The 24,948-nt window shown below is 49.1% G+C and carries 27 protein-coding genes and 1 tRNA gene; 2 read left to right on the top strand and 26 right to left on the bottom strand.

Features of this window, described 5'->3' with window-relative positions; translation table 11 throughout:
- Positions 1 to 27: 27 nt before the first annotated feature.
- The 6 genes from LLF78_04110 to LLF78_04085 all read right to left on the bottom strand — a co-directional run bounded on the left by LLF78_04110 (position 28) and on the right by LLF78_04085 (position 4,920).
- Entirely contained in the window at positions 28 to 996 is a 969-nt protein-coding gene (locus tag LLF78_04110) for a ketoacyl-ACP synthase III (protein MCE5201679.1), read from the bottom strand.
- The gene (gene plsX, locus LLF78_04105) at positions 993 to 1,997 is read right to left on the bottom strand and encodes a phosphate acyltransferase PlsX (protein MCE5201678.1); all 1,005 of its coding nucleotides are present in this window, start codon (positions 1,995 to 1,997) and stop codon (positions 993 to 995) included. The genes LLF78_04110 and plsX overlap by 4 nt, the downstream gene beginning before the upstream one ends.
- A 13-nt stretch (positions 1,998 to 2,010) precedes the next feature.
- The gene (fapR, locus tag LLF78_04100) at positions 2,011 to 2,580 is read right to left on the bottom strand and encodes a transcription factor FapR (protein MCE5201677.1); all 570 of its coding nucleotides are present in this window, start codon (positions 2,578 to 2,580) and stop codon (positions 2,011 to 2,013) included.
- A 264-nt stretch (positions 2,581 to 2,844) separates the two neighbouring features.
- Entirely contained in the window at positions 2,845 to 3,051 is a 207-nt protein-coding gene (gene rpmF / locus LLF78_04095; protein MCE5201676.1) for a 50S ribosomal protein L32, read from the bottom strand.
- Positions 3,052 to 3,126: 75 nt separating this feature from the next.
- The gene (locus LLF78_04090) at positions 3,127 to 3,714 is read right to left on the bottom strand and encodes a DUF177 domain-containing protein (GenBank protein MCE5201675.1); all 588 of its coding nucleotides are present in this window, start codon (positions 3,712 to 3,714) and stop codon (positions 3,127 to 3,129) included.
- 6 nt (positions 3,715 to 3,720) lie between these two features.
- Positions 3,721 to 4,920: an acetate kinase gene (locus LLF78_04085; protein MCE5201674.1), complete on the bottom strand. Its 1,200-nt coding sequence runs from the start codon at positions 4,918 to 4,920 to the stop codon at positions 3,721 to 3,723.
- 83 nt (positions 4,921 to 5,003) lie between these two features.
- Between LLF78_04085 and LLF78_04080 the strand changes: the two genes are divergently transcribed.
- On the top strand, positions 5,004 to 6,221 hold the full coding sequence (locus LLF78_04080) for a nucleotidyltransferase family protein (GenBank protein ID MCE5201673.1): 1,218 nt from the start codon (positions 5,004 to 5,006) through the stop codon (positions 6,219 to 6,221).
- Positions 6,222 to 6,223: 2 nt separating this feature from the next.
- On the opposite strand, the gene coaD is transcribed toward LLF78_04080, so the two are convergent.
- A complete protein-coding gene (coaD, locus tag LLF78_04075; GenBank protein MCE5201672.1) occupies positions 6,224 to 6,712 on the bottom strand; it encodes a pantetheine-phosphate adenylyltransferase in 489 nt (162 codons plus the stop codon).
- A gap of 2 nt (positions 6,713 to 6,714) precedes the next feature.
- Complete coding sequence (locus LLF78_04070) at positions 6,715 to 7,197, bottom strand: RsmD family RNA methyltransferase (GenBank protein MCE5201671.1); 483 nt, start codon at positions 7,195 to 7,197, stop codon at positions 6,715 to 6,717.
- Positions 7,198 to 7,288: 91 nt separating this feature from the next.
- Between LLF78_04070 and LLF78_04065 the strand changes: the two genes are divergently transcribed.
- Positions 7,289 to 8,506 (top strand): MFS transporter, encoded by a 1,218-nt coding sequence (locus LLF78_04065; protein ID MCE5201670.1) that lies wholly within the window; start codon positions 7,289 to 7,291, stop codon positions 8,504 to 8,506.
- Between the two features lie 30 nt (positions 8,507 to 8,536).
- On the opposite strand, the gene speB is transcribed toward LLF78_04065, so the two are convergent.
- The 18 genes from speB to LLF78_03975 all read right to left on the bottom strand — a co-directional run bounded on the left by speB (position 8,537) and on the right by LLF78_03975 (position 24,914).
- Complete coding sequence (speB, locus tag LLF78_04060; protein ID MCE5201669.1) at positions 8,537 to 9,382, bottom strand: agmatinase; 846 nt, start codon at positions 9,380 to 9,382, stop codon at positions 8,537 to 8,539.
- Positions 9,375 to 10,232: a polyamine aminopropyltransferase gene (gene speE / locus LLF78_04055; protein ID MCE5201668.1), complete on the bottom strand. Its 858-nt coding sequence runs from the start codon at positions 10,230 to 10,232 to the stop codon at positions 9,375 to 9,377. Before speE ends, speB begins: the two co-directional genes overlap by 8 nt.
- Positions 10,233 to 10,234: 2 nt before the next feature.
- Entirely contained in the window at positions 10,235 to 11,680 is a 1,446-nt protein-coding gene (locus LLF78_04050) for an aminotransferase class I/II-fold pyridoxal phosphate-dependent enzyme (GenBank protein MCE5201667.1), read from the bottom strand.
- Positions 11,673 to 12,479, bottom strand: a complete 807-nt coding sequence (gene speD, locus LLF78_04045) for an adenosylmethionine decarboxylase (protein ID MCE5201666.1) — start codon at positions 12,477 to 12,479, stop codon at positions 11,673 to 11,675. Before speD ends, LLF78_04050 begins: the two co-directional genes overlap by 8 nt.
- Positions 12,480 to 13,015: 536 nt before the next feature.
- Complete coding sequence (trmB, locus tag LLF78_04040) at positions 13,016 to 13,948, bottom strand: tRNA (guanosine(46)-N7)-methyltransferase TrmB (protein ID MCE5201665.1); 933 nt, start codon at positions 13,946 to 13,948, stop codon at positions 13,016 to 13,018.
- Between the two features lie 3 nt (positions 13,949 to 13,951).
- On the bottom strand, positions 13,952 to 14,794 hold the full coding sequence (rsmA, locus tag LLF78_04035) for a 16S rRNA (adenine(1518)-N(6)/adenine(1519)-N(6))-dimethyltransferase RsmA (GenBank protein ID MCE5201664.1): 843 nt from the start codon (positions 14,792 to 14,794) through the stop codon (positions 13,952 to 13,954).
- A gap of 163 nt (positions 14,795 to 14,957) precedes the next feature.
- Positions 14,958 to 15,035: transfer RNA gene (locus tag LLF78_04030), tRNA-Pro, on the bottom strand.
- A 126-nt stretch (positions 15,036 to 15,161) separates the two neighbouring features.
- Positions 15,162 to 15,446: an HU family DNA-binding protein gene (locus LLF78_04025; GenBank protein MCE5201663.1), complete on the bottom strand. Its 285-nt coding sequence runs from the start codon at positions 15,444 to 15,446 to the stop codon at positions 15,162 to 15,164.
- A gap of 97 nt (positions 15,447 to 15,543) precedes the next feature.
- On the bottom strand, positions 15,544 to 16,866 hold the full coding sequence (gene der, locus LLF78_04020) for a ribosome biogenesis GTPase Der (protein ID MCE5201662.1): 1,323 nt from the start codon (positions 16,864 to 16,866) through the stop codon (positions 15,544 to 15,546).
- 46 nt (positions 16,867 to 16,912) lie between these two features.
- Positions 16,913 to 18,715, bottom strand: coding sequence for a hypothetical protein (locus LLF78_04015; GenBank protein MCE5201661.1), 1,803 nt, complete (start codon positions 18,713 to 18,715; stop codon positions 16,913 to 16,915).
- On the bottom strand, positions 18,715 to 19,932 hold the full coding sequence (gene coaBC, locus LLF78_04010) for a bifunctional phosphopantothenoylcysteine decarboxylase/phosphopantothenate--cysteine ligase CoaBC (protein ID MCE5201660.1): 1,218 nt from the start codon (positions 19,930 to 19,932) through the stop codon (positions 18,715 to 18,717). Before coaBC ends, LLF78_04015 begins: the two co-directional genes overlap by 1 nt.
- Positions 19,913 to 20,149, bottom strand: a complete 237-nt coding sequence (locus LLF78_04005) for a DNA-directed RNA polymerase subunit omega (protein MCE5201659.1) — start codon at positions 20,147 to 20,149, stop codon at positions 19,913 to 19,915. Before LLF78_04005 ends, coaBC begins: the two co-directional genes overlap by 20 nt.
- Positions 20,146 to 20,712, bottom strand: coding sequence for a guanylate kinase (gene gmk, locus LLF78_04000; protein MCE5201658.1), 567 nt, complete (start codon positions 20,710 to 20,712; stop codon positions 20,146 to 20,148). The genes LLF78_04005 and gmk overlap by 4 nt, the downstream gene beginning before the upstream one ends.
- Positions 20,709 to 20,972, bottom strand: a complete 264-nt coding sequence (locus LLF78_03995; protein ID MCE5201657.1) for a DUF370 domain-containing protein — start codon at positions 20,970 to 20,972, stop codon at positions 20,709 to 20,711. Before LLF78_03995 ends, gmk begins: the two co-directional genes overlap by 4 nt.
- 6 nt (positions 20,973 to 20,978) lie before the next feature.
- Positions 20,979 to 21,866 (bottom strand): YicC family protein, encoded by an 888-nt coding sequence (locus LLF78_03990; GenBank protein ID MCE5201656.1) that lies wholly within the window; start codon positions 21,864 to 21,866, stop codon positions 20,979 to 20,981.
- 117 nt (positions 21,867 to 21,983) lie between these two features.
- Positions 21,984 to 23,126, bottom strand: coding sequence for a GTPase HflX (hflX, locus tag LLF78_03985; protein MCE5201655.1), 1,143 nt, complete (start codon positions 23,124 to 23,126; stop codon positions 21,984 to 21,986).
- Positions 23,123 to 23,806 carry a (d)CMP kinase gene (gene cmk / locus LLF78_03980; protein ID MCE5201654.1) on the bottom strand — a complete coding sequence of 228 codons (684 nt, stop codon included), beginning with the start codon at positions 23,804 to 23,806 and terminating at the stop codon, positions 23,123 to 23,125. Before cmk ends, hflX begins: the two co-directional genes overlap by 4 nt.
- Before the next feature lie 193 nt (positions 23,807 to 23,999).
- On the bottom strand, positions 24,000 to 24,914 hold the full coding sequence (locus tag LLF78_03975) for a dihydroorotate dehydrogenase (protein ID MCE5201653.1): 915 nt from the start codon (positions 24,912 to 24,914) through the stop codon (positions 24,000 to 24,002).
- Positions 24,915 to 24,948 lie beyond the last annotated feature (34 nt).

The raw sequence follows: 24,948 nt of genomic DNA, 5'->3' as shown, positions 1-24,948 counted from the left end.
ATTCTCAAACATCTTCATAAATCCCCCTTATGCCTCGTAAAGCAAGGCTCCCAAAGTCATTCCGGCGCCAAACGCTACGAATGCAACTTTTTCTCCGCTTCTGATCCTTCCGGACTTCATAGCTTCATCTAACGTTATCATCATAGAAGCCGCAGAGGTGTTCCCATAGTTTTCGAGATTTATCAGAGTTTTTTCTGTCGAAACTCCGATCCTTTTAAATACGCCTTCTATTATCCTGGTATTAGCCTGGTGTAAAACCCAGAAATCTACCTGGTTTGGCGTTAAACCTGCGTCTTGACAAAAGTCTTTTATAAACACAGGCAGCGCCGTATTAACAAATCTAAATACGTCATTGCCCTTCATTCTGACTTTATGAGGATCATCTCTGTTTTCTCCCTCAAGCGTGATGTAATTATGTTTTGTACCATCAGACATCAGCTTTGATGCGGTAAAACGGCCTTTTTTTTCTGATGACACACTCAGAACACATGCTCCCGCGCCATCTCCGAAGAGTATACAGGTACCTCTGTCAGTCCAGTCCAGAATGTCCCTGAATACTTCCGCGCCTATGACAAGTACGTTGTCCCACATGCCGCAGGCTATACCTGCTATCCCAGCCGACATCGCCGCAAGGCTTCCTGTGCATCCGGCATGAACATCGAATGCCCCCGCATTTACAGCTCCGAGTCTGCCCTGTACCTTGCTCGCAACGCTGGGAAACGCTGAGTCCGGCGAACATGTTCCAACTATGACCATATCAAGCTCTTCAGGTGCTAAACCAGAATCCTTCAAGGCAAAGACTGCCGCATTAAATGCAAGATCGCTGCATTTCTCGTCTTCGCCGGCAAGATGCCTCTCTTTTATCCCTGTCCTTTCAACTATCCACTTGTCATTTGTGTCAAGAAATTTTTCAAAGTCGGAATTTTTCATCACTCGTTCCGGAATATATTTACCTGTTCCAGCGATCATTGCGAAACGGCCGTCGATCAGCTTCATTCCATACCACTCCTTGCTATTCCTTCTCTTATCAGGTCAACCCCGTGTTGTTCGGCAAAATTAGCCGCTCCGATAATCGCATAGGATATCGGTTTGCATTTTGAACGTCCGTGAACTTTTATAACAGTTCCGTTGACTCCAAGAACAGGCGACCCGCCTTGTTTTTCCCAGTCAAAGCGGCCAAGCACCCTTTTCATTGCAGGCCACATAAAGAAAACTCCTACTTTAGGAAGAATGTGGTTTGTATATTCTTCTTTGAACAGATCATTAAGAAGCTCTCCAAGACCTTCCCCAAATTTAATAATCACATTTCCGGTGAACCCGTCGCAGATTATAACATCAGCAATGCCGTTAGGTATATCCTTGCCCTCCGCATAACCCCCGAAGTTCAGGCTGCTTGCCTCTATAAGTTCGCGTGCCACCGTGATTACTTCATCTCCTTTGATAAGTTCCTCTCCATTGCTGAGAAGTCTTACTGAAGGATTTTCGACCCCTTTAAAAAGCTTCATATATATTGAACCCATCTGTGCAAACTGCAAAAGATTTATTGGTTTACAACGGACAGTTCCCCCTACATCCATAAGAAGCGTCGTCCTGTTGAGTACAGGAAGCATTGCGCCAAGTCCTGGACGATCGATCCCGGGAATACGGCCCAGAAGAAGCACGCCGCCTGCCGCTATTGCACCTGTGCTGCCAGATGAAACGATCCCATCCGCTTCTCCCGATTTAACCATCTCGAAACCTACAACCAGGCTTGACCTTTTTTTCCTGCGAATCGAAATGGAAGGAGAATCATCTCCATTTATGACTTCATCTGTATGAACTATGCTGATACGTGAACGTACACTCGCCTCAGCTCTTTCTATTATCGGCTTTATCTTCTCGCTGTCTCCGAGAAGCGCAACAGAAAGATGAGGTTTTTCCCTGCACGCGAGGATCGCCCCCTGACACGGTTCTTCCGGCGCATGGTCGCCTCCCATTGCATCCACTGCTATTAGCATCTCTTAGCCTCCATTAAGCCATCTCTGCAGGGTCTTTTGCAACCACCACAAAACGTCCGACGAAAACTTCCCTGTCATCGATTCTGCTGTGGACACTTACAACATACTTATTGCCCTTATGGGTCCCGACCTTTGACCTTGCAACTATCTTCTCCCCGACATAGGCGGGCTGGCGGTACCTCAGTCTTGCAGTTCCAACAAGGACCATTTCCGCATTGATGGTAGCTATCGCCAGAGTGGAAGCCTGCGCATAAGTATAATAGTCCCCTATCAGGTCAGTATGCCTGAAAGCCATCTCTCTGCTCGTAGTCATAACAGAAAGCGCCCATTCGTTCGGTTCAAGCTCAAGCAGTTCTCCGACTATCTCTTCATCCCTAAGTGATTTAAGCCTGCTGTTGGCATGTTCAGCCATTGAGCGCATTCTTTCACGAAGCTCCGGGATAGAAAGCAATCCCCTGTCCAGACGGACAGTGCTCAAACTCACACCAAGCGAAACAGCGATATCTTCGTCCGTCATCAGAGGATTAGCATCAATTAGTTTCAGTAGTTTCATGTGCCGTTGCTTCTTAATTTCAGATCGCATAGGACATCTCCCGGAATCCAGTTAATAGCTGGTCATAATACCAGACAAGATATTACATCTGCGAAAAATTGTCAATGGGAAAAACCGGAGGGATTTTTATGCCTAAATGAGCACCTGCACAGAGATATGCGCCTGCAGGACAGCAAGAACATGATATCAGCCTCTATAAAGGATAAATAAGTTTTTTTACAACTGCAGAAACTGAGCTGAATAAAAAACGGAACAGGAGCATCACACCCATGTTCCGTTTTCTTAAAATTATTTCTAGTCTTTCTCTGCAGTTTTCGATTCAGCGATCTTGATGATCTGACGTCCTCTGTAGTAACCGCAAGCAGGGCACACACGGTATGTCTGGATCATCTCTCCGCAGTGGCTGCAGGCAGTGAGACTGGGCCCTGAAAGTGCTCCAAGCCATTGTGATTTGCGGTTATGCGTACGGGAGTGGGATACTCGCCTTTTTGGAGTTGCCATTCTTTGTTTCCCCCCTTAAATCTTCGGCGAAAATTCCGCCTGTGCAATTCTATCACTTATTTATTTTTTTTGCAGTCAGTTGTTCTGTTTATCTTCAAGAGAACGAAGAACATCAAACCGCGGATCCCCTTTTTCGCTTCTGCAGCTACATGAAGATTTGTTGAGGTTTGTTCCGCACTGCGGACAAAGCCCTCTGCAGGCCTCAGAACACAAGGCCGCGGCAGGAAGTGATGTTATGATAACTTCCCATATCAGAGGAGCCAGGTCAATCTCATCCTCCCATGTATCAAGAAGGATAAGTTCCTCTTCTCCGTCAGGCTTGCCGTCTTTTTCATCACATTTATATTCCTCGGTCCGCAATGAGAAAAGATACCTTAATTCACCCGCAATTGCAACCCCGGCAGGTTCAAGACATCTGGAACACGGGACTTGTGCTTCTGAATCAACAGAAACAGAAATCAAAAGGTTTCCTTCAGCTCGACGGGCTTCAACCTTCACGCCCAACGGCGATGCAAAAGTATAGACCTGGGCCCAGTAATACAAAGGACGTTCAAGCTCAACGCTGAAGCTGTCCTCAAACGGAGTTCCGTCCTTAGGTACGGCAGCCAGAACCAGCCGATATTTCCAATATTGGGGAACTGCTTCGATAAATTCGGGCTTCACTGAATTTTATTTCGCCGCTTCGGAACAGCGCTTTGTGTCACGCGCAATTACCAGCTCTTCATTTGTAGGAACAACCATTACGGTCACGTGTGAATCCGGCGTACTGAAGATGACTTCCTTGCCGCGGCAGTTGTTCTTCTCAGAATCTATCTTGATACCCATAAATTCAAGCCCTTCACAGACTTCCTTTCGGAATTCCACCCCATTCTCTCCTATACCGGCAGTGAATACAAGGACATCTATTCCGCCCATCGCAGCAGAATAAGAGCCGATGTATTTCTTAACATCGTATATGAGTTTATCCTGTGCCAGCTTTGCGCGTTGATTGCCATTAGCAGCGGCATCTTCGATGTCGCGGAGGTCGCTTGAAATACCTGAGATACCTAGAAGACCGCTCTTCTTCTGCACCTCGTTGTTTACCAGTTTCGGATCCTTAAGCCGTTCCATGAGGAATATCATCACAGACGGGTCAAGGTTCCCGCTGCGGGTCCCCATGATAACACCCTCGGCAGTTCCATAGCCAAAACTTGTATCTACCGACTTACCACCGTCTACAGCCGTTATTGAGCTCCCATTTCCCAGATGGCATGTAACAATCTTTAGTGATCCGATCTGTTTTCCGAGTATTTCTGCGGCTCTGTTTGCCACATAAAAGTGGCTTGTGCCATGAAATCCGTAGCGGCGGACCCTATCTTCTTCGTAATATTTGAATGGTATCCCATAGATGTACGCCTTGGGAGGCATCGTCTGATGGAATGCAGTGTCAAAAACTGCAACATTGGGTACTCCGGGGAGTACCTCCATGAGGGCACGGATACCCTGAAGATTTGCGGGGTTGTGCAGCGGTGCGAGATGAATGACTTCTTCGATCCCCTTAATAACTTCAGGCGTTATAAGTACCGATGCAGTGAATTTCTCCCCCCCGTGGACCACTCGATGCCCTACTGCGGACAGCTCATCAAGATTCCGCAGAGCCCCGTATTCAGCGTCAACCAGCATATCCAGGACATATTTGATAGCTGTAGTGTGTGTCGGGAAATCGACATTTCTAGAGACTGGCTTCTTACCCATTTTTGTGTGCTTGATCTTGGACCCCGCTATGCCGATCCTCTCGACAAGCCCATTTGCAAGAACGGCCTCTCCATCCATGTCGATAAGCTGATACTTGAAGGATGAACTGCCGCAGTTAAGAACAAGAATTTTCATAAGAATATGACTGCCTCCCCTAGTCTGATTTATTTAGTCCTCTTTATGGTATCCTTAACAAAAGAGGACGGTGAATAATTTATATGTATACACCCATTACAGGGATTGTTGCCGAATATAATCCGCTGCACCGCGGTCATCTGCACCATTTAAAAAAAGCTCGAGAACTATCTGACGCTGAGGCTGTGGTCGTAGTTCTGTCATCTGATTTTGTACAGCGTGGCGAACCGGCACTGCTAAACAAACGAAGCCGCACAGAGGCAGCCCTCGATTCCGGGGCTGATCTTGTGATGGAACTCCCGCTGGTCTTCTCGGCTCACAACGCAGGGGTGTTTGCTAACGCAGCAGTTGACATCCTTGGTTCAACCGGAATAGTGACTCACTTGTCATTCGGGCTTGAATCCCCCGGCTGGCAGATGGATGAAATCGCTGATATTCTAACCGAAGAGCCGGAACCTTTCAAGTTTTGTCTTAAAGAATATTTAAAAAAGGGGTATTCTTTCGTTGAAGCGCGTTCATTGGCGCTTGATGAGATGATCCCCGGAAGCGCAGAAAAGCTGCGCGGCTCGAATAACAACCTTGCTCTGGCATATATTGTACGCATTCATCAAAAAAAATGGAACATGGTTCCTGTTCATGTACAAAGGCTTGGCGCAAAATACCACAACGAAGACATAGCTGAATATTCAAGCGCTACGGCTGTGCGCAAAGCACTGGCAGAAGGACGGATCGAAGAGGCCCTTGCCCAGCTTCCCCCTGCCTCGTCAGCCATAGTAAAAAGCGCAGTATCAGAAGGACAGATATGCGTCGGCAACGGAAAACTCTGGGACATGCTGCGTCCGATGCTCCTAAAGGCAACGCCAGAAGAAATATCACGCTGCGCTGAAATAGGTGAGGGCATAGAGTACCGTCTCCGTGAAGCAGCGCTCAGGTGTACATCCTTCGAGGAATGGTCATCTGTCTGTTCCAGCCGTAGGTACCCCCGCGGAAGGATACAGCGCCACGGGATACACTTTCTCCTGGGGCTCGAACACTGGACTAACAGGGCTTTTCAGCGCATCGGCCCGGCGTATATACGAGTGCTCGGAATGAACGACATCGGCAGGAAGCTTCTCCGCCGGATGCGCACAAAAGCAACACTGCCGGTCATAACGCGCTGCGGTGCAGCTGCCTCCATCTCAGAGTACGCTGGGAAAATGATGGACTATGAATGTCTCGGTGCCGAACTCTGGCAGCAGATGATACCCTCCGGGGTGTATGGGAAAGAACATACCCGCAAAATAATCATAAGAAAAACATAAAACTATATGTTACGGGGCGGAATACGCTCCCGCAGCCGCCGGAATACGCCCGGCGGCACCATATCCCTCACCGACCCGCCAAACTGGAACGCATCCTTTATGCCGCGGCTGGAAAGATATGAGTACTTAGCATCAGTTACTATGAAAAAAGTCTCTATTTCGGGAGCAAGCTGTCTGTTCATCTGAGCGAGCTGGAACTCATATTCAAAATCAGAGAGAGCACGCAGGCCCCTTATGATTATCCGGCTCTGCTCCTGTCGCATAAAATCCACAAGCAGCCCGTCGAATGACTTGACCTTTACGTTCGGAAGATGTATAAGGGCCTCCTGCGCCATTATCTGACGTTCTTTCTCGCTGAACGTCGAATGTTTCTCCGGATTTACAAGCACGGCTACCACAAGTTCGTCGAAAAGCGCGGCGCCCCTTTCTGCAATATAAATATGTCCGTTGGTTATAGGGTCAAAGGATCCCGGGTAAACTGCCCTTATCATTCTTAAGCACCCCTTCGTCTGTAAAAGGTCAGGATCGTACCGCCGTAAACACGATCTTCCATCTCCCACTTGACCGGGTCAAGGTCAGCTGCCTCTTCTCTGTCGGAACGCTCCAATATAACCACGCCACCCTTGGCAAGGACGGCATCATTTGACTCGATAAGATGCGGGAACTCCTTCCCCCAGCCAAGGTTATAGGGCGGATCTGCAAATATTATATCGAAGTTCTCGCCATTTTTAACAAATCTTGAGACAGCACGCCTGACATCCATACAGAGGCATTTTACCTCTTCAGGCACTGTTTTAACTATTCGGGCATATCGTTTTCTGTCTGATTCCACGCAGCAGACGAATCGGGCATTGCGGGCTTCCGCCTCCGCTGCGATCTGTCCGCTGCCGGAAAACAGGTCAAGAAAGCTTCTTCCGTCGAGCTGTCCAAGTATATTGAAAAGGGCAAGCATAACTTTGCCCGTCGTCGGCCTCATCTCTTTCATCGCCATCACCCCAGTTTAGTTATAGAGAGAGTATAATATCCGGAACTATTATTGTACACAAAATGAAGGAGCAGGACATAGAATGGCGAATATCCAAGAAAAAATTGACAGCTCAAACATTGAGCGGCAGAACAGGAATAATATTTTAAGCTTCACATTTCTCCATTTTATGAACGACCTTCATTCAACTTCGCTTCCAACTATCATACCTATGCTTGTGAATTCCATATCTATGTCTATGAGCCAGGCAGGTCTTCTGAGCGGGCTCTTCGGCATGACCAATATCCTTGGACAGCCAATATCGGGTTATTTTGCAGACAGGCTGAAAAGACCCTGGTTTGCTATATGGGGACCGTGCCTCAGTGTTTTCGGCGCATGCATGCTGCCGCTGGCTCCGAATTACGCGGCAGCGCTGCTTTTTGTGGGCTGCATAAGCACGGGCACTGCGCTGTTCCACCCACAGGGGACCGGACGTGCCGGCTCAGCCGCCGGCATAAAAAACTTGGCCTTCTTCATCTCAATGTTCGCAGCATTTGGAAGTTTGGGCAGCGCCATAGGACCTCTTTATGTCGTCTATATGATCTCTCTGCTTGGTAAAAAAGGATTCCCGTTCATGCTTTTGCCGATACTGCTGATCTGTCTCTGGTTATGGAAAAAGGTCGGAGGGATACAGGAGGATAAAATTTTAGACATTCCTTACAAAAAAGGAAGCATACCGGACTTCTTATGCAACATCCGCCACCTGCTGAGCAAAATCGGAAATGTTGTATTTATTGCAAGCGTCAGGGACGCCACGTTTCAGAGCATAAAGCTTTTCATGCCCATGCTTATAGTTATAAATGGAGGTTCGATCAAGGCGGGAGGATTTTCCCTGTTCGCCTTAACTATGGCAAGCACCATTGCAGGCGTTATCGGCGGCAGACTTGCGGACACTGTAGGAGATAAGAAGGTGCTGATAATATCGGTAAGCATCTCCCCTATATTACTGATAACAGGCCTTAATTTATCCGGTTTGCTTTCTCTCTGTACGCTGATGATAGGCATTGCTCTTCTTGAGGCAAGCGCCCCGGTGACGACTGCAATGGCACAGAAGCGCTGCCCTGAATCGCGCAGTTCGGCCAGCTCGCTATCCATGGGCGTCTCATGGGGCATTGCAAATCTTTTTGCAACTCCGGTCGGTATCTTGGCGGACTTAATAGGCCTTCAGGCAACGCTTCAAATAATCGCGTTTCTTCCATGGGTCGTCACTGCATGGTACATATGGAAGACTCTCTCCGCGAAAAACAGCCCCTCCGCCTGATATGCAGATTGCAGATCGGATCCCGCATACTTACATGATTGTCAATATCATCTCCCGTATAACCTTGCAGGCTGTTATCGTCGATACCCCGCTTGCGTCGTAATGCGGAGCCAGTTCGTTGACGTCGCATCCTACGATATCAATCAGCCCTGTGCTGTGAATGGCGGCAATGAGATCGGCGAAAGAAACGCCCCCCGGCTCCGGAGTACCTGTCCCGGGGAATATAGAGGGGTCAAGCACATCAAGGTCTATCGTCAGATACACTTTTTTACTCCTGAGACGGCAAAGAACTTCTTCCAATGTCCCAAAGTCATATTTTCGCTGAGTGACGTGCCCAGCGGCCCATATATCCTCATCTTTTGTCATGGAGCGTATCCCGAACTGAAATATGTGCCCGTCACCGACCAAGTCGTGGCAGCGCCGCATCACAGTTGCGTGCGAAAGTTTTTCTCCGAGATATTCATCGCGCAGGTCCGCGTGGGCATCAAAATGGAGGATGTCGATATCATGATATTCTTTTACAGTTGCCCTGACAGCTCCCAGTGTTACCAGATGCTCGCCGCCGATCATAAGAGGTATCTTGCCGTCGGAGATTATGCGGGAAGCAGCATCCTCAATTTGAACGAGGGCTTCTTCTGCATTCCCGAACGGCAAATCAAGATCCCCTGCGTCGAAGACTGAAAAATCCCCAAGGTCTTTCCCGAGATATGGCGAGTATGTCTCTATTCCGAAAGATTCTGAGCGTATCGCCGTTCCGGCAAATCTCGACCCGGGCCTGTAGCTGGAGGTCCCGTCAAAAGGCGCACCGAATATTACAAGCTTAGACTCCAAATAAGAGCTCTCACAGGCTATGAATGCGGTCTGCCTGCTACTCATTGTCCGCCTCGTCTAGCAATTCCCTGACATAGTTTGGAATGGCAAAGCACCCCAGGTGCAGCTCCGTGTTGTAATATTTTGTCTTGAGTCCCAGAGCATTCCACCTCGACGCATCAAAATCGGCTGTCGGGTCTATCTTCTTCGAGGCAAAACCAAAGAGCCAGTGTCCTGAAGGATAGGTCGGAATGTGAGCCTGGTAGACACGAGCTATCGGGAAAAGTTCTTTTATCCGTCTGTGAGCTCGCTTCATAGACAACGCGTAGCTCTCATAATATGGACATTCATGTTGGTTGACTAAGATACCGTCACTCGTCAGGGCCTTGTAACAGTTGCCGTAGAACTCCTTAGTAAAGAGGCCTTCCCCCGGCCCAAACGGATCCGTGCTGTCAACAATTATCAGATCATACTTCCCCACCTTGTCGCGGACAAACTTGAGTCCGTCCGCGTAGAAGATGGTGACCCTCGGGTCCGAAAGCTTTGACGATGTCTGCGGGATAAATTCCCTGCATGCGTCCACAACCATTTTATCTATCTCGACCATGTCGATGCTTACGATCGATCCATACCTTGTAAGTTCACGGACAGTACCACCGTCTCCGGCGCCGATCACGAGGACATTGCTTATATTTGGATTTGTCGCCATGGGCACGTGGACGATCATGTCATGGTATATAAATTCATCTTTTTCCGTAACCATCATCAGCCCGTCCAGAGTAAGAAACCGACCAAAATCCTCCGCCTCAAAAATATCTATGCGCTGAAAGCTGCTCCTTGCCGAATAAAGCTGTTTATTCACCCTTATCGAGAACTTTACGTTATCACTGTGATCTTCCGTATACCATAGCTCCATGCTCATTCCTCCACCGTTTCAATATTTTTCATTGACATATCCTTTGTACCTGTCATCACACATCCTTTTTCTTTTGCGTAAGCGACATAGTCGATTATCTCGGCGGTTATGCGCTCTCCGGGTGCAAGGATGGGGATGCCGGGGGGATACGCCATAACGAGTTCAGAGCTTATCAGGCCAAGACTCTTTTCAATGGGCACACTGCGCTTGTCTGCATAAAAGGCCCTCTGGGGCGACATGGCGACAAGGGGATTTATATATTCATGGTCAAGCATATTCATAGGCTCTCTGCTGAAACGGCGCTGTATCTCGGACAAAGCTCCAAGCAGCCTCTCTATCTCGAGCTCCCTGTCCCCTACTGAGATTATCGCGAGAACGTTGCCAATGTCACCAAACTCTATCTGTATTCCGAATTCATCACGCAGTATGTCATAGACCTCTATTCCGGCAAGCCCCATTGCACGGGTGTGGATGCTCAGCTTGGTTTTGTCGAAGTCAAATACCGTGTCCCCGTCTATTATGTCCTCAGCGAACGCATGAAGGCCGGGGATTTTATTTACCTCATTCCTTGCGTAGCTGCTCAGAGCAGATACTCTTTTAAAAATTTCCTTACCGTTAAGAAAAAGATTCTTCCTTGCTATGTCAAGTGAGATCATAAGCAGGTAGCTTCCGCTGGTAGTCTGTGTCAGATTTATCGTCTGCCTCATCGCCTCTGCGTCCACGTCGGGACCTAGCAGGAGCATGGAGCTCTGTGTCAGAGAACCGCCGGTCTTGTGGATGCTCACGGCAGACATATCAGCACCGACATCCATTGCTGCGGCAGGCAGGGTTTCACCGAAATAGAGGTGTGTGCCGTGTGCTTCATCAACAAGAGCCAGCATCCCGGCATCATGTGTGATTTTTACAATCTCCCTGAGGTTGCTGCATACCCCGTAATATGTCGGGTTGTTGATGAAGACGGCCCTTGCATCCGGATACTCGCTTATAGCCCGCCTCACGTCTTCCACAGACATCCCAAGGCTTATCCCAAAGTCAGGATTAACTCCCGGGTTTACGTACACCGGTATTGCACCGCAGATAACCATTGCGTTTATCACGCTTTTATGAACATTGCGCGGCATTATGATCCTGTCGTTCTGTCTGCAGCTGCAGAAGATCATATTCTGCACTGCCGCTGTCGTACCGTTCAGGATCAAAAATGCATGGCTCGCGCGGAAGGCTTCTGCCGCGAGCTCCTCCGCACGGCGTATGACACCTGTCGGATGTGTAAGATTATCCAGCGGCTTGCTGGAATTAAGGTCCATTGAAACACATTTCTCTCCGAAAGCATCCACCAGAGCCTTGTGCCCTTTGCCCTGTTTGTGCCCAGGCACATCGAAGGATACGATCCTGTTTTTTATATACTGCTGCATTGCATCGTATATGGGTGTTTCGTTCTGGTCATTCATATACGTTCATCCCGGCATATATTTCTATCATCTCCCGGCGTAGCATATCCGTGATCATAAGACGCTCTTTCGGGCTGAATTCCAGGACATCGTTGTTGAAGAGATAATTCTGCAGGTGCAGTTCTTTTATCAGCATTTTCGTGTGAAAAATATTTGCCTGGTAGACGTTGATATCCTGCGCATCATATAACTCAAGAGTCTTTGCGTCGATAAAGTCCTGTATCGAAGTTATCTTGTGGTCTATGTAGCACTTACGGCCGTCCATCTCGCGCGTGAAACCGCGCACACGATAATCTATAGTTATAATATCAGAGTCAAAGCTTCCTATAAGATAGTCAAGCGCATTCAGCGGAGAAATTTTACCGCAGGTAGAAACATCAATATCAACGCGAAAAGTTGAAACTGCCTGATTTGGATGATATTCAGGGTAGGTGTGCACAGTCAAATGACTTTTGTCCAGATGCCCGCAGACAGTTTCTCTTCTTGAAAGGATCCCTAGACCTCTGTTGCAGGAAGGGTCAAGATCCTCATAAGGCATGGGCATCTCCGATATGAGGACCGTGACGCTTGCCCCCTGCGGATCATAGTTCTGCTTTGAAATATTCAGCACGTTTGCGCCGATCATATCAGTAACATCACATAGTATGTTCGTCAGACGCTCAGCATTATACTGCTCGTCAATGTATGCTACGTATTCGTTCTTTTCTCTTTCACTTTTTGCGTAACACACGTCGTAGATGTTAAAACTCAGCGTCTTGGTCAGGTTATTAAATCCATAAAGCTTGATTTTATCGGCCATTTCATACCCCTTTCAGAAAATGGCCTCCGCCGGTGTGTTCACTTCGATCGGGGTTCTTGATGCCAAACCCTACATAATGAAAAAAACAACCATCCGCCTTTCCATATACAAGAAGGCAGAATGATTGTACTTGATATGATCTCTACTTAATTTGTTTTATGTATTATTCAAATGTTGGTAGTTTATTTGAGCCTATACAGTAATAAATACTTTTACTGCTCATGTCGATCATTCACAAGTACTCTCACTTATGAACACAATTGCGCGGAGGTTCCCCGCACTAAAATCTGAGCTGATGCTCATCAACACGATATCACAATCGCTAGTTCGGCATTTGACCAGGCTGTCCGTATGGCCTTTTCTCGCTGTTATATCCAGTTAGGTCAGGTTCCAGAAAATGCTTGAAATAGTTTGTGATGATAGACTTAAATAACCTACCCTCCTTATACTGCTATCACTTAAGCAGACTTTTATCATACAAGAATAAAATATGCAAGGGGTTATTACGCAATCAGTGGGAAAAATAAAATATCATTTTATCCGGCTGCCTTTAGCGCGTACTGCAGCGCAGCCCGCATCGCCGGTGTCCTGTATGGGTGCCCTACGGAATCGACCTTGATTGTAATTCCTCTGCTGTTCGGGATGACCTTAAGATAAAAGTGCTGTTCGAACCCCTCATCGGCAGTAATAACTAAAACAAGCCCGACACCGTCAGATGAGATGAACGCCTCTCGGAATACCCAATGCCCTTTGCCGCCTATACCGGGGCCTTCGGCGCCCTTCAGTGCAGCCATGACTGAGTCGGCGGTTTTGTTGCTATAGGTTTCAGCCTCCATGGGCCAATCATCCTCCCTATCGAACTCTGCAGGTATTATGCCGTTTTTGCACAGTATGAGCGACCACGTGTCCTTGCCCATGGACTTCCATTTTCTTTCATACTTTGTTACATACGGTCTTACCGGATCGACCCCGAACCGACATATGTCAAAAGCGCCGCTCCCTGTGATCGTCGCCGATGCTTCCGCCGCATACCGTTCAACATCGGTCGCAAGCTCAAACGTGCCTCCCGGCACAAGGATATAATTAAGCAGGTCCGCAAACTGCGGCACCGTCACACGGCGTCCGGCATGGCGCGTCTTAGGCCATGGACAGGGGAAGTTCATAAAAACACGTTCGACGGATCCAGGATAAAAGCAACACCGCAGCATGAAACGGGCATCACCATGCATGATGCGGACATTATCCAGCCCCTCCGACAGTACACGGCGCGCACCCTTTGTCACGCACCACTGGGAGACCTCCATGCCCACGATGAGGACATCTCTGTATGCCCTCGCCAGATACTCAAGAAATTCCCCGTTGCCAAAACCTATTTCTACGAAAACCCTGCCGGACGGGGACATAGATTTCCAGTCAACAGGCAGATCCATATTTTCACTGATGACAACTTTGTCCAGATCCCACCACATGATCTATTCCCTGTTGCCGCTCTTGTCACTAAGCATAAACCCCGGCTCGTTCATAAGTTCAAACCATAATTCAAGGGGCAGTTCTTCCGCACGCGCGGACTGTTTGAGCCCGTGGCGTTCAAGTATATCGATCGCAGATTCCCGCGTGATGCCGCCATAGCCTGCCATCCAGTTATTGACCAGTGTTTTGCGCCTCTGTCTGAATGAATGCGCGAGAAGGGCACGCCATGTCCGGTCAGAGGGCAATATCTGATTTCTTTCTATTTTTATCTCTATTATGCATGAATTGACCCTTGGCTGGGGTCTGAAGGCACTTGAAGGAACGCTTCGCAGTATACTCGATATCCCCATGGCTTCGATCGTTATGCCAAGCGGTGAACGCTCACGATGCCCATGGGGCGATGTTATCCTCTGCGCGGATTCAAGCTGCACCATCAGCAGCATATATTCGAGTCCGTGCTGTGCAAGCTTCTCAAGTAAAGCCCATAGCAGCGGTGTGGTTATATGGTACGGAAGGTTAGCTATTATCCTGTTGGGATACCACGGAAGGCAGTTTTCATAGTCAAACTGAACAGCGTCACCCCAAAGCGGAGTCAGCCTTCTATCTTTTATTGCCAGCATATCTATTGCATGTTTAAGGCGGGTATCCAGTTCAATGGTGCAAACACCGGCACAATCGGCAGATAGAAGACCTTCGGTAAGTATGCCCTCCCCCGGGCCTATCTCCAGCACCTTATCTTCACTTTTCAGAGCAGCCCTGTCTATCATCCATTCAACTATGGAATGGTCTGTCAGGAAGTTCTGTCCTATATCTGTGTTATGGACGAAGTACGGGATTTTAGCCATTATCAATTTCCTCCGCTATAAACTTTATTACTGACATTAATGTTCTATCAAATTATATCTCAGAGGTGCTACCATAAATGATCGTATTCTCCGTTCGCCATGTCCGGGTATAAAACCGAAAACAGAAAAAGAGGGAACCGGTTTGGCTCCCTCTTGCAATATCTGGTCGGGATGAGAGGATTCGAACCTCCGACCACCTGCACCCCATGCAGGTACGCTAGCCAGGCTGCGCTACATCCCGTAGGCACGGAGTATAATAGCGCGCTATCTCTGTTTGGTCAAGTGGCGAAAGAAAAATCCCGGCACAGGGTGCCGGGAGCTTACGGATACAATGTCTGCGGAATATGATCAAAAAATACCGTGACTGCTACTTACCGTTAACAGCCTCTTTAAGAGCCTTGCCTGCACGGAACACCGGCACCTTCTTTGCTGGGATCTGGATGACCTTCTTGGGATCCTGAGGATTGCGGCCCTGGCGCGCGGCCCTCTTCTGGACTTCAAATGTGCCAAATCCTACGATCTGCACTTTGTCGTCCTTCTTAAGTGAAAGATGGATACCTTCGAACACTGCGTCTACAACTTCGGCAGCTTTCTTTTTTGTGATACCCTCAACGGACTTCGCTACTTCATTGACAAGATCTGTCTTTGTCACTTCTTTGCCACCTCCTGACAAGATTATCACTGCAAATGCAGTACACTGCTCTTTTTACAGCCTATTCCCCGTTCCGTCAAGTACCTGAGCCGATTTTTCAAGAATTTGACTCTTTATTTCTGAAAAATATCTTTATCGGAACGCCCGAAAAGTCCGCCATTTCCCTGATGCAGTTTTCCAGATGACGTTTAAAAGATTTTGATGCCAGTTCAAAATTGTTTACGAAGAAAACAAATGCCGGAGGTGCACCGTCTGCCTGAGTACAATAATATATTTTGAGACTGTGCCCCTTGCCGTCGCCGGGCATACGTTCAAAGATAAGGACTTCTTTTACCAGCCTATTAAGCTCTGAGGTCGGGATCCTGCGCCGTCTGTTCTCTTCGACTTTCAGTATAAGCTCAGGCAGCTTGTGAATACCCCTGCCGGACAATGCGGAGATAAAAACCCTTGGGGCATGCACAGCAAACGGAATTTCATCCGTAAGAAGTTCAGCCATCTTGTCCCCGATCTTATCCTCCCTGGGCGCAAGATCCCACTTGTTCATCGCTATTATGAGCCCCTTGCCGCGTTCAAGAACCTGTCCTATGAGACGTTTATCCTGTTCCGTCACCGGATCCTCCGCATCAAGCAATACCAGAGCAACATGGCACCTGTCAATAGCCTGATACGTACGGACATTTGAGTAATACTCCAGATCTGTGCTGATTTTGCTTTTACGCCTCAGCCCGGCAGTGTCGAGAAAGCGAAATTTTACTCCGTCGATCTCAACAAGCGAGTCAACCACATCCCTTGTCGTACCGGCTATCTCACTCACCATGGAACGTTCCTCTCCTGCAAGCGCATTGAGCAGGCTGGATTTACCTACGTTAGGACGGCCGACAAGTGTGACACGGATATCGTCACCCTCAGATTCAATGTCTTCATCCGCAGGCAGCTTTGCTACAACAGCATCGAGAACATCATAAAAACCTGTGTTGTGTTCCGCGCTTGCTGCAATGACGGTGTCAAAACCGAGAGAATATGCCTCGCTTAGCATAATTTCTTCCTGTTTTGAGTTATCCAGTTTGTTCATAACTAATATTACGGGCTTGCCGCCCCGTCTTAACTTAAGCGCGATCTCTTCATCCATTGGGGTGATCCCGTCACGCCCGTCCACAACGAAGATGACCACACTGCTCTCCTCAAGTGCGAGATCGACCTGTTTTGATATGAGATCCATAAACGGGTGGTCTGATTCAGGCATTATGCCGCCTGTGTCAACTATATAAAATTTTCTGTTTGCCCATTCGGCCTCGCCGTAGAGCCTGTCCCTTGTTACACCGGGCATGTCGTCTACTATGGCCGTGCGTTTTCCAAGAATTCTGTTGAAAATGGATGATTTGCCAACGTTAGGCCTACCGACTATCGCTACTATTGCCATGTTTTTCTGCTCCTTCCACAGAACCTCAGCACTGCGGGAATATTTTTTAATCTAAATTCAAAAGTACCAAGGGAAAACCGATCCTTGTGTTTCTTATATGAAACCAAGGTTCAAGGATTTTTTTCAGCAGACCGAAACTGCGTGTTCTGATCCATATTTCATCTTCTGCTTCATCTGATTTCCAGTATTCAATATCATATTTTTCAAGCATTTCTACAAATTTCTCACTTCCGCCGACGGGCATCTCCAGCTTAAGCATTGGTACAAATGGCGGGAGTGCCAATTCTTTGCGGTAGCGAAGTTCCGCCTCCCAGAAAATACGCCAGCCTCTTCTAAGTCCAGTTTGCCATGCTACCCCGGGTCTCCGGCTCTGTATGACTACCCTTCGTCTCTCAGGCTCTCCGCCCCTCCAAAGAGATTCCCACACCAGCGAAAACGCTTTTACCCTGGCATCATATTCCGTGGCCCTTGCCTCTGAATCTGCGTCGATCCAACCCACCATGCCAAGCGAGAGTTCGTCTGCAAGCGCAAGTATTTTTCTCGTGCCGATCGCAACAGCCCCATTCGGATAGTCCTTCATCAGAGTTTTACACGAAGGAAGCTTATCTCCTTCATCTTGAAACAGCAGGACTTCTTCTCCTTTGTACTTAAGCAGGGACGACGCCTTCTCCCTCAGAGCCTCAACGCCGGGACGGGTCCCTTCAAGAAATGGCCCGCCGCAGGAAGGGCATTTTTCAGGGACAGGTATCCTGCTCCTGCAGTTCAGGCATGAAAGCCTTCCGTAGCGCCCCTCCCATCGCATTGTCCCGCCGCACATGGAACAGCGGACAGGCGCACCGCAGTCACGGCAGTATATCTCTCCTGCGTATCCCTTACGGTCAAGAAGCCAGAACGCCCACTCTCCGCGTCTTCTGCAATCAAGCGTCTCCCTCATAAGAGGCCTGCTGATAGGAATGGATTCCTTTATTGCCGCAACTTCAAAAGAAGCAGAATCACTCATATTGACAAAGACAAGTCTGCTCTCGGCACCCTCTTTGCCATCTGATGGCCCCATCTCCATAAAGGCCTTTGATGACGGCATACGCCCGCCGAGCACAAGCTCTGCTCCGGCAAACCTCGCCCTTGCCGCGAGCAGCGTACGACGGTGAAAGATCGGATGTTTCTGAGTACGCCATCCGCCGCTGCATTCGTCATCTACAATGATCCTTGACAGTCCGCGAAGGGGCAGGAAGGAAGCGCCCTGACTCCCAACAACAAATTTTATCTCTCCTGCCAATGTCTTCTTCCATATATCCCATTGCTTCGCGGGGTTTGATACGGACCAAAGCACCCCGCCTTCCCTGATCGATTTAGGAAGCATCTCCCAGAATCTTTTAGCAGATAAAACTTCAGGAAAAAGTACAAGGCTCCCGTCAGGAGAATTTTCCGTCATATCGGCATATATGCCGTATCTTAATGCATCCCGCGGCTCATAAACATACCTTACTCCTGATGCCGGATGTTTATCCTGTATCATAACAGGCATTGGTCCAACCTCAGATCCGCCGAGAAATTTCGACGGAAGCAGAGCCTTGGCCGCCATGCCAAGGCCTGTGAACCATGTACCGCCAAACCATAAGAGGGTCTTCCAGAGATCTTCCGGCAGGACAGGTGAGCTGTCAATTACGCTGTCTATGCTCCTGAGTTCCTTTATGACATCAGGTTCTGCCTCTGCCTGCGCAGTCAGCCCCACACGGAATGAGTTACCCAGCGGGACCCGTACGCGCAGTCCCTCGGAAAGAACTTCATCGGACGCATAAGACAGCAAGGTCCACCATGGACCAGGTACCGCCACAGAGGTTATCGCCATTACACTTTTGTTTTTTTGCGGATCACCGCATCAAGCAACACATCTGCTGCGTCTTCCTTGCTGCCTGAAAACTCCGCTTCGACACCTCCGTGAGTTATTATCATTAGGGTATTGGTGTCGGAAGCAAACCCCGAGCCTTTGGCGAGCACATCGTTGCATGCTATCATGTCAAGGTTTTTGGCCGACATTTTCTTCTGCGCGTTAGAGATAAGATCCTGGGTCTCAGCGGCAAATCCGACAAGTATCTGTCCGGCTTTTTTTATTCTGCCAAGCTCTGCCGCTATGTCCCTGTTCTGAACAAGGGCCAGGTTAAGGGGCTCGCCGTCACGGCGCTTTATCTTCTGCTGTGCCTCCTGCTCTACTCTGAAATCTCCGACCGCTGCTGCTTTTATTATAATGTCCATTTCCGGAGCAGCCTCTATACATGCTTTATACATCTGCTCAGCAGTGATAACATTGATCACATTTACACCCACCGGCGGCGTCAGGTGTGACGGCCCGGATACAAGGGTTACTTCCGCCCCTCTGTACCATGCGGCCCTCGCTATTGAGTACCCCATTTTGCCGCTGCTGGGGTTGCTTATATAGCGGACAGGATCTATATACTCATGCGTTGGACCTGCTGTCACAAGTACCTTCATCCCTGACATATCCTTTTTGGGACAGAGCACACGCCATATGTGCTCATATATTACATTATACGCCGGCAGCCTGCCCTTCCCCTCGTATCCGCATGCCAGCATACCGCTGTCAGGGTCCACAACTGTGGATCCCATGTCTATGACAGCCTTAATGTGCCGCTGTGTGGCGGGATGGGCAAGCATGTTGCAGTTCATCGCAGGGAATAGCAAAAGCGGCTTATTGTTTGCAAGCATGGCTGCGCCGAGAAGAGTGCTGCTGTCCCCGTCCGCACACATCCTTAGTACGTTTGCCGTGCATGGGGCAATTACAAAAACATCCGCCCATTCTGTAAGTTTTATATGCGGGATCTTCCATCCCTTTTCACTGGACAGGAAATCCCGTTCGCACCATACAGTACGGCCGCTCAGCGTCGACAGCGCAAGCGGACTGACAAACTGCTCGGCAGACTCAGTCAATATCGTCTCGACCTCGCAGCCGGCCTTTACCAGGCCATGCAGTATATCCGGCGCCTTATACGCCGCTATGCCTCCGCTTATTCCAAAAAGTATTTTTTTGTCAGACTTCCACTGGCTCATTTGCAGTCTTCTGTGTCGACGTGTCTATAACAGAATAACGGATACGTCCTTCTATGAGGTCTTCCACTGCCTTAGTTATAAATTTTTCATCATAACCCAGCAAAGCACCTTTCCTCTCGCTGAGCTGACGTGCGCGTGCCGCTATGACAAGAGTAAGGATATATTTATTTGGGATGTTTCTATCTTTGTAAATTTTCTCAAGATCCATATATATCATTTTGCAGCCTCCCGATATTTTTTCACTATTTTTATAAAATCTTCTGCAGCTTTGTCAACAGTATCGTTGATTATCTGATGTTCAAACCTGTCGGCGTATTTTATCTCTGTTTTTGCGTCTTTTATCCTAAGCTCCAGATCCTCAGGGCTTTCCGTGCCCCGCCCCGTAAGGCGCTTCACAAGCTCTTCAAAGGACGGAGGCTGGATGAATATCGTAACAGATTCAGGCATTTTCCGCTTGACCTGCTCCGCTCCCTGGACATCTATTTCAAGAAGCACGTCCATTCCTTTTTCAAGCATCTCCAGCACTATATCCTTTCTTGTACCGTAATAGTTCCCGTGTACCTTTGCCCATTCCAGAAACATTCCATCCTCTACCATTTTTTTAAAGACATTTTCGTCCATAAAATGATAATGGATCCCGTCTATTTCGCCAGGCCTTGGCGCACGGGTAGTGCAGGAAATGGAATAAATAATGTTGTCCAGTCGTGAAAAAACTTCACGCAACACAGTTCCCTTTCCAACTCCGGCTGGTCCTGACAGCACGTAGAGATGTCCCCTCATTGTTTCTCTTCCTTCCCATCTTCTCCCTCAAAACGACCTGTTATAGTCTCAGGCTGGATCGCCGACAGTATGACATGCCTGCTGTCCATAACAAGTATTGCGCGTGTTTTTCTTCCCTGGGTGACATCAACAAGCAGGCCAGCCTCCCGCGCCTCTTCCTTGAGCCTCTTTATCGGGGCGGAGGATGGGGTGATTATCGCAACTATCCGCTCAGCAACGACCATATTCCCAAATCCGACATGTACAAGTTTATAATTCATGGCCGTTTATTCCAGATTCTGTATCTGTTCACGGACTCTTTCGAGAGCAGCCTTGGCTTCCACTGCAAGCCATCGGATATCGGCATCCGCAATCTTCGAGTCAAGCGTGTTGACCTCGCGGTTCATTTCCTGAACAATAAAATCAAGTTTACGCCCGGCAGACTCCGATTCATCTCCTGCCGAACGAAACTTTGACATATGGCTTTTGAGCCTCGCGAGCTCTTCTGAAACATCCCACTTGTCTGTGAATAGGACTATCTCCTGAAGGAATCTGCTTTCGTCCAGTCTTTCGCCGAGTCCTTCCAGCGCCTCTGATATCCTGGTGCGAACCGCCTGAAGTGCGGCATCCTTAGTTGGCAGCCACCGGGCTTCTATCTCACCGGTCAGCCTTTCAAGCTCGGCCAGGTGGATCAAGACCTCTTTTTTAAGCTGCGCACCCTCTGCTTCGCGCATTGAACGCCATGAAGCGGCAGCGTCTGTTATAAGCCTGTCGAAAACATCCTCAAGAGTCTCCGCCGCTTCGCTGTCCTCAAACCTTGGAATGTCAAGAACACCGGGCAAAGATAAGACCATCTCGAGTTCAAGCTCTCTCGCCTGCCCCATTGAGCGCTGTATCTGCAGCAGTTCATCGCAGTATGAGGATAGGATATCTTTATTTATACGCCCTATCCGGAACGTAGGAGCCCACATCACATCCATGCGCACCTGCAGTTTGCCGCGCCTGAAACATTTGCGCAGCTTCTGATGAAACCATGGCTCCCAGCTTGAAAACTCACGGGGCAGTTTTACGAATATTTCTTGATACCTATGGTTGACGCTCGATATTTCAAGGCTGAGCGTTCCCCACGGCAGCTGAAGCCGCGCCCTGCTGAAACCTGTCATGCTGACATACATTGTTGATCACATCCCATCTCTGATCCTCGCCGGATCATTCGATCGATTTATCATACTATTAACTGCCGGCCCTACGCCAGGCAAACAGCTATAATTTATCTAAAGGTTTCCACGATGCTATTGCCTTACAATTGCAGGCGATAACTCTTCCAGCCTCTCCCTGATTTTTCGGAGCAGTTCATCGAAACCTTCTCCGGTCAATGCGCATATACTGACAGTTTCTTCTCCGCGGGCCCTCAGCTCAGTAGCTATGAATCCCGCGCTTTCACCTGTTTTATCTATCTTATTGAGCAGGATCATGCGCGGCAGCATATCAGCATCCAATGCCCTGAGCGTTGCAAGGACTATATCAAAGCTCTCCACCGGATCCCTATCGGAAGAATCCAGCACCAGCAGCAGCAGATCGGCGCCTGCGACTTCCTCAAGAGTGGCTCTGAAAGCCGCCACCAGTTCAGGCGGGAGCTTACGAATGAAGCCTACTGTGTCAGAAAGCAAAAATGCTCCGCCGTCTCTATAGTTTATGCGTCTGGTGACCGTATCCAGCGTCGAAAAAAGTTGATCTGCAGATAATATCGTAGAGTCATTAGAAAGAGCCTTGAGCAGCGTCGACTTGCCGCTGTTCGTATAACCGACCAGAGCAACGAGAGGAGCCCCGTCCTTTCTGCGTCTGTCACGCCTCTCTCCTCTGCGCCTGCTGACTTCCGCAAGGCGGGACGTGATGCTCTTTATCCGCCGTTCAAGTTTCCTCCTGTGGCGTTCAAATTCAGTCTCGCCCGGGCCTCTGGTGCCTATGCCGCCTCCGGTGCGGGACATTTGGTGACCAAGCCCCTTCAGACTTGGGATCTCGTATCTGCAATGGGCAAGCTCGACCTGCAATTTTGCCTCAGCCGTGTGGGCCCTGCGTTCAAAAATCTTCATTATCACAAAAGCCCTGTCCCATACTGGAAGCGATGTCAGCTTCTGAAGGTTGCTCTTCTGAGTCGGGGTCAGAAAATCATCGACCACAAGCAGTGTCGCTGACAACTTTGATGCAAAATCCTTTATTTCTTCAGCCTTCCCAGAACCGATAAAGCTGGCAGGATCAGGCATGTCCCTGTGCTGTACAGCCCTTGCCGCAGTAGGGATACCAAGGTTCTCCAGCAGCATCACAAGTTCGTCAAGGGAGACCTCCGTATCGTCCGAATTCTTCCTGTCGACTGCGGCAATGATCGCCTTGTAGGGCCTCGTTGAAAGGTCTATGGATCTCTTCTGTCTGCTCAATTATGCTTATTTCTCCCAAACTCCGACGCAAGCGCCGATATTGCGTCAACAACCTCATCAATAGTCATATCTGTACTGTCCAGGATAATACAACCCTGTGCCGGCCGAAGGGGTGCGATTTCACGGTCGGTGTCGTATCGGTCACGTTCGTTCACCTGTTTCAATATCTCGTCGTAGTCTGCTGTCTCTCCGCGTGCGATCCGCTCTTTGTATCTGCGCGAGGCACGCTCTTCAGCGGATGCGGTCAGAAATACCTTAAGGTCCGCATCAGGAAATACTACGGTCCCCATATCCCGACCATCAGCGACGAGCCCTTCTTCCGCCTGCTCCCTCTGAAGAGAGAGCAGTGAATCTCTTATATTCCTAAGCGCCGAGTAAGAAGAGACAATACAGTCCACCTCAGGCATACGTATATCCTTAGTCACATCCCTGCCGCATACGTAGATCTTCCCTTTATCAAACGACAAGGAAAAATCCTTCATGGCTTTTTCTATATCGGCTTCGTCAGAGGGTGAGATGCCCTTTTTGCTCAGCCACCATGCGACAGCCCTGTAAATTGCTCCGGTATCAAGATAATGAAGCCCCGTTTTTTCCGCGACCCCTCGAGCAACAGTGCTCTTACCGGCCCCTGCCGGCCCGTCTATCGTTATTATCAGAGGTTTTGTACTATTGGGATCCATTAGATTTCTCCTTATTAAACATATGACGACAAAACATATCCCGCGCCGGAAATCATCCGGTCCGGAACCGGACATCGTAACGGCATGACCCGCTCCTCTAGATTATACTATGTGTCTGCCCAAAATGTTTAATAATCATCTGCGCATTTGGTTATTCAGCCGCGCATCAGACACTCCCAAATCGAAACAGTCTCTACTTTCGTGCCATCCCTGTCAGTTCGGCAAGCGAAGACAGCCCATATTGTCTGACAAAGGCCGGCAATCCGTCGCATATCTCCGCACCGGCATTTAAATTCCTGAAAAACGCCGTCCCAACCTCGACAGCAGAAGCCCCTGCGAGCACCATAGCCGCACAATCGCTCGCGGATGTAACGCCGCCGCAGCCGACTATCGGAATATCCACAGCTCCGCATACCTGCCACACGAGGCGAAGAGCAAGGGGAAACACAGCCGGTCCCGAGAGCCCGGCAAAAACACGGTCGAATGCAGGTCTGCCGGTGTTCATATCCATCGTCATGCCAAGCCAAGTATTAGCGACGACCAGTGCGTCAGCGCCCTCATCCGCTATCGCCTTTGCTACCGCTGCGGGATCGGCCGCCTGCGGTGTCATCTTCACCCACAGCCTACCGCTCCAGACCTTACGCGCGGAACGCACAGCCCTCGCGGCGCTGCACGGCTCTATTCCCCACGCCATCCCGTCTCCGTCGACGTTTGGGCATGATATATTCAGCTCTGCAGCAGATATTCCTCCGGCTTCCTGAAGGCGCATCAGCGTCTCTTCCGTCTCTTCCTCGCGCTCCATTACGACGTTGGCAATTACCGGACGCCCACAGTCAACTGCCATGGAATGATATTTTTCTATGAATCCCTGTACTCCGATATTCTGCAGCCCGATACTGTTAAGTATGCCGGACGGAGTCTCCCAGAGACGTGTGCCGCTGTTGCCCTTCCTTGCATTGAGGCTTATCGCCTTTGTGCATACGGCCCCCATGCCGTCAAGCTTTTCGCCACGCCAGAATTCTTCTTCATAAGGCCATACGCCTGAGGCAGGAATTACCGGGAAGGGAAGTTCGAGCGTCCCTATTTTTACAGAAAGATCAATGCTCATAATGAAGCCCCTCATCAGCCCTGAACAGGGATTG

It is taken from the genome of Synergistaceae bacterium (assembly GCA_021372895.1).
In the GTDB taxonomy this organism is placed as follows: Bacteria; Synergistota; Synergistia; order Synergistales; family Synergistaceae; genus JAJFTP01.
The sequence above is the reverse complement of the archived record's forward strand: the minus strand, read 5'-3'. Positions and strand labels throughout refer to the sequence as shown.

Coding starts and splice junctions, on each gene's coding strand:
- LLF78_04110 (MCE5201679.1), bottom strand. CDS start 996: ATGAAGCTGATCGACGGCCGTTTCGCAATGATCGCTGGAACAGGTAAA.
- plsX (MCE5201678.1), bottom strand. CDS start 1,997: ATGCTAATAGCAGTGGATGCAATGGGAGGCGACCATGCGCCGGAAGAA.
- fapR (MCE5201677.1), bottom strand. CDS start 2,580: ATGCGATCTGAAATTAAGAAGCAACGGCACATGAAACTACTGAAACTA.
- rpmF (MCE5201676.1), bottom strand. CDS start 3,051: ATGGCAACTCCAAAAAGGCGAGTATCCCACTCCCGTACGCATAACCGC.
- LLF78_04085 (MCE5201674.1), bottom strand. CDS start 4,920: ATGAAAATTCTTGTTCTTAACTGCGGCAGTTCATCCTTCAAGTATCAG.
- LLF78_04080 (MCE5201673.1), top strand. CDS start 5,004: ATGTATACACCCATTACAGGGATTGTTGCCGAATATAATCCGCTGCAC.
- coaD (MCE5201672.1), bottom strand. CDS start 6,712: ATGATAAGGGCAGTTTACCCGGGATCCTTTGACCCTATAACCAACGGA.
- LLF78_04070 (MCE5201671.1), bottom strand. CDS start 7,197: ATGAGGCCGACGACGGGCAAAGTTATGCTTGCCCTTTTCAATATACTT.
- LLF78_04065 (MCE5201670.1), top strand. CDS start 7,289: ATGGCGAATATCCAAGAAAAAATTGACAGCTCAAACATTGAGCGGCAG.
- speB (MCE5201669.1), bottom strand. CDS start 9,382: ATGAGTAGCAGGCAGACCGCATTCATAGCCTGTGAGAGCTCTTATTTG.
- speE (MCE5201668.1), bottom strand. CDS start 10,232: ATGGAGCTATGGTATACGGAAGATCACAGTGATAACGTAAAGTTCTCG.
- LLF78_04050 (MCE5201667.1), bottom strand. CDS start 11,680: ATGAATGACCAGAACGAAACACCCATATACGATGCAATGCAGCAGTAT.
- speD (MCE5201666.1), bottom strand. CDS start 12,479: ATGGCCGATAAAATCAAGCTTTATGGATTTAATAACCTGACCAAGACG.
- trmB (MCE5201665.1), bottom strand. CDS start 13,948: ATGTGGTGGGATCTGGACAAAGTTGTCATCAGTGAAAATATGGATCTG.
- rsmA (MCE5201664.1), bottom strand. CDS start 14,794: ATGGCTAAAATCCCGTACTTCGTCCATAACACAGATATAGGACAGAAC.
- der (MCE5201662.1), bottom strand. CDS start 16,866: ATGGCAATAGTAGCGATAGTCGGTAGGCCTAACGTTGGCAAATCATCC.
- LLF78_04015 (MCE5201661.1), bottom strand. CDS start 18,715: ATGGCGATAACCTCTGTGGCGGTACCTGGTCCATGGTGGACCTTGCTG.
- coaBC (MCE5201660.1), bottom strand. CDS start 19,932: ATGAGCCAGTGGAAGTCTGACAAAAAAATACTTTTTGGAATAAGCGGA.
- LLF78_04005 (MCE5201659.1), bottom strand. CDS start 20,149: ATGATATATATGGATCTTGAGAAAATTTACAAAGATAGAAACATCCCA.
- gmk (MCE5201658.1), bottom strand. CDS start 20,712: ATGAGGGGACATCTCTACGTGCTGTCAGGACCAGCCGGAGTTGGAAAG.
- LLF78_03995 (MCE5201657.1), bottom strand. CDS start 20,972: ATGAATTATAAACTTGTACATGTCGGATTTGGGAATATGGTCGTTGCT.
- LLF78_03990 (MCE5201656.1), bottom strand. CDS start 21,866: ATGTATGTCAGCATGACAGGTTTCAGCAGGGCGCGGCTTCAGCTGCCG.
- cmk (MCE5201654.1), bottom strand. CDS start 23,806: ATGGATCCCAATAGTACAAAACCTCTGATAATAACGATAGACGGGCCG.
- LLF78_03975 (MCE5201653.1), bottom strand. CDS start 24,914: ATGAGCATTGATCTTTCTGTAAAAATAGGGACGCTCGAACTTCCCTTC.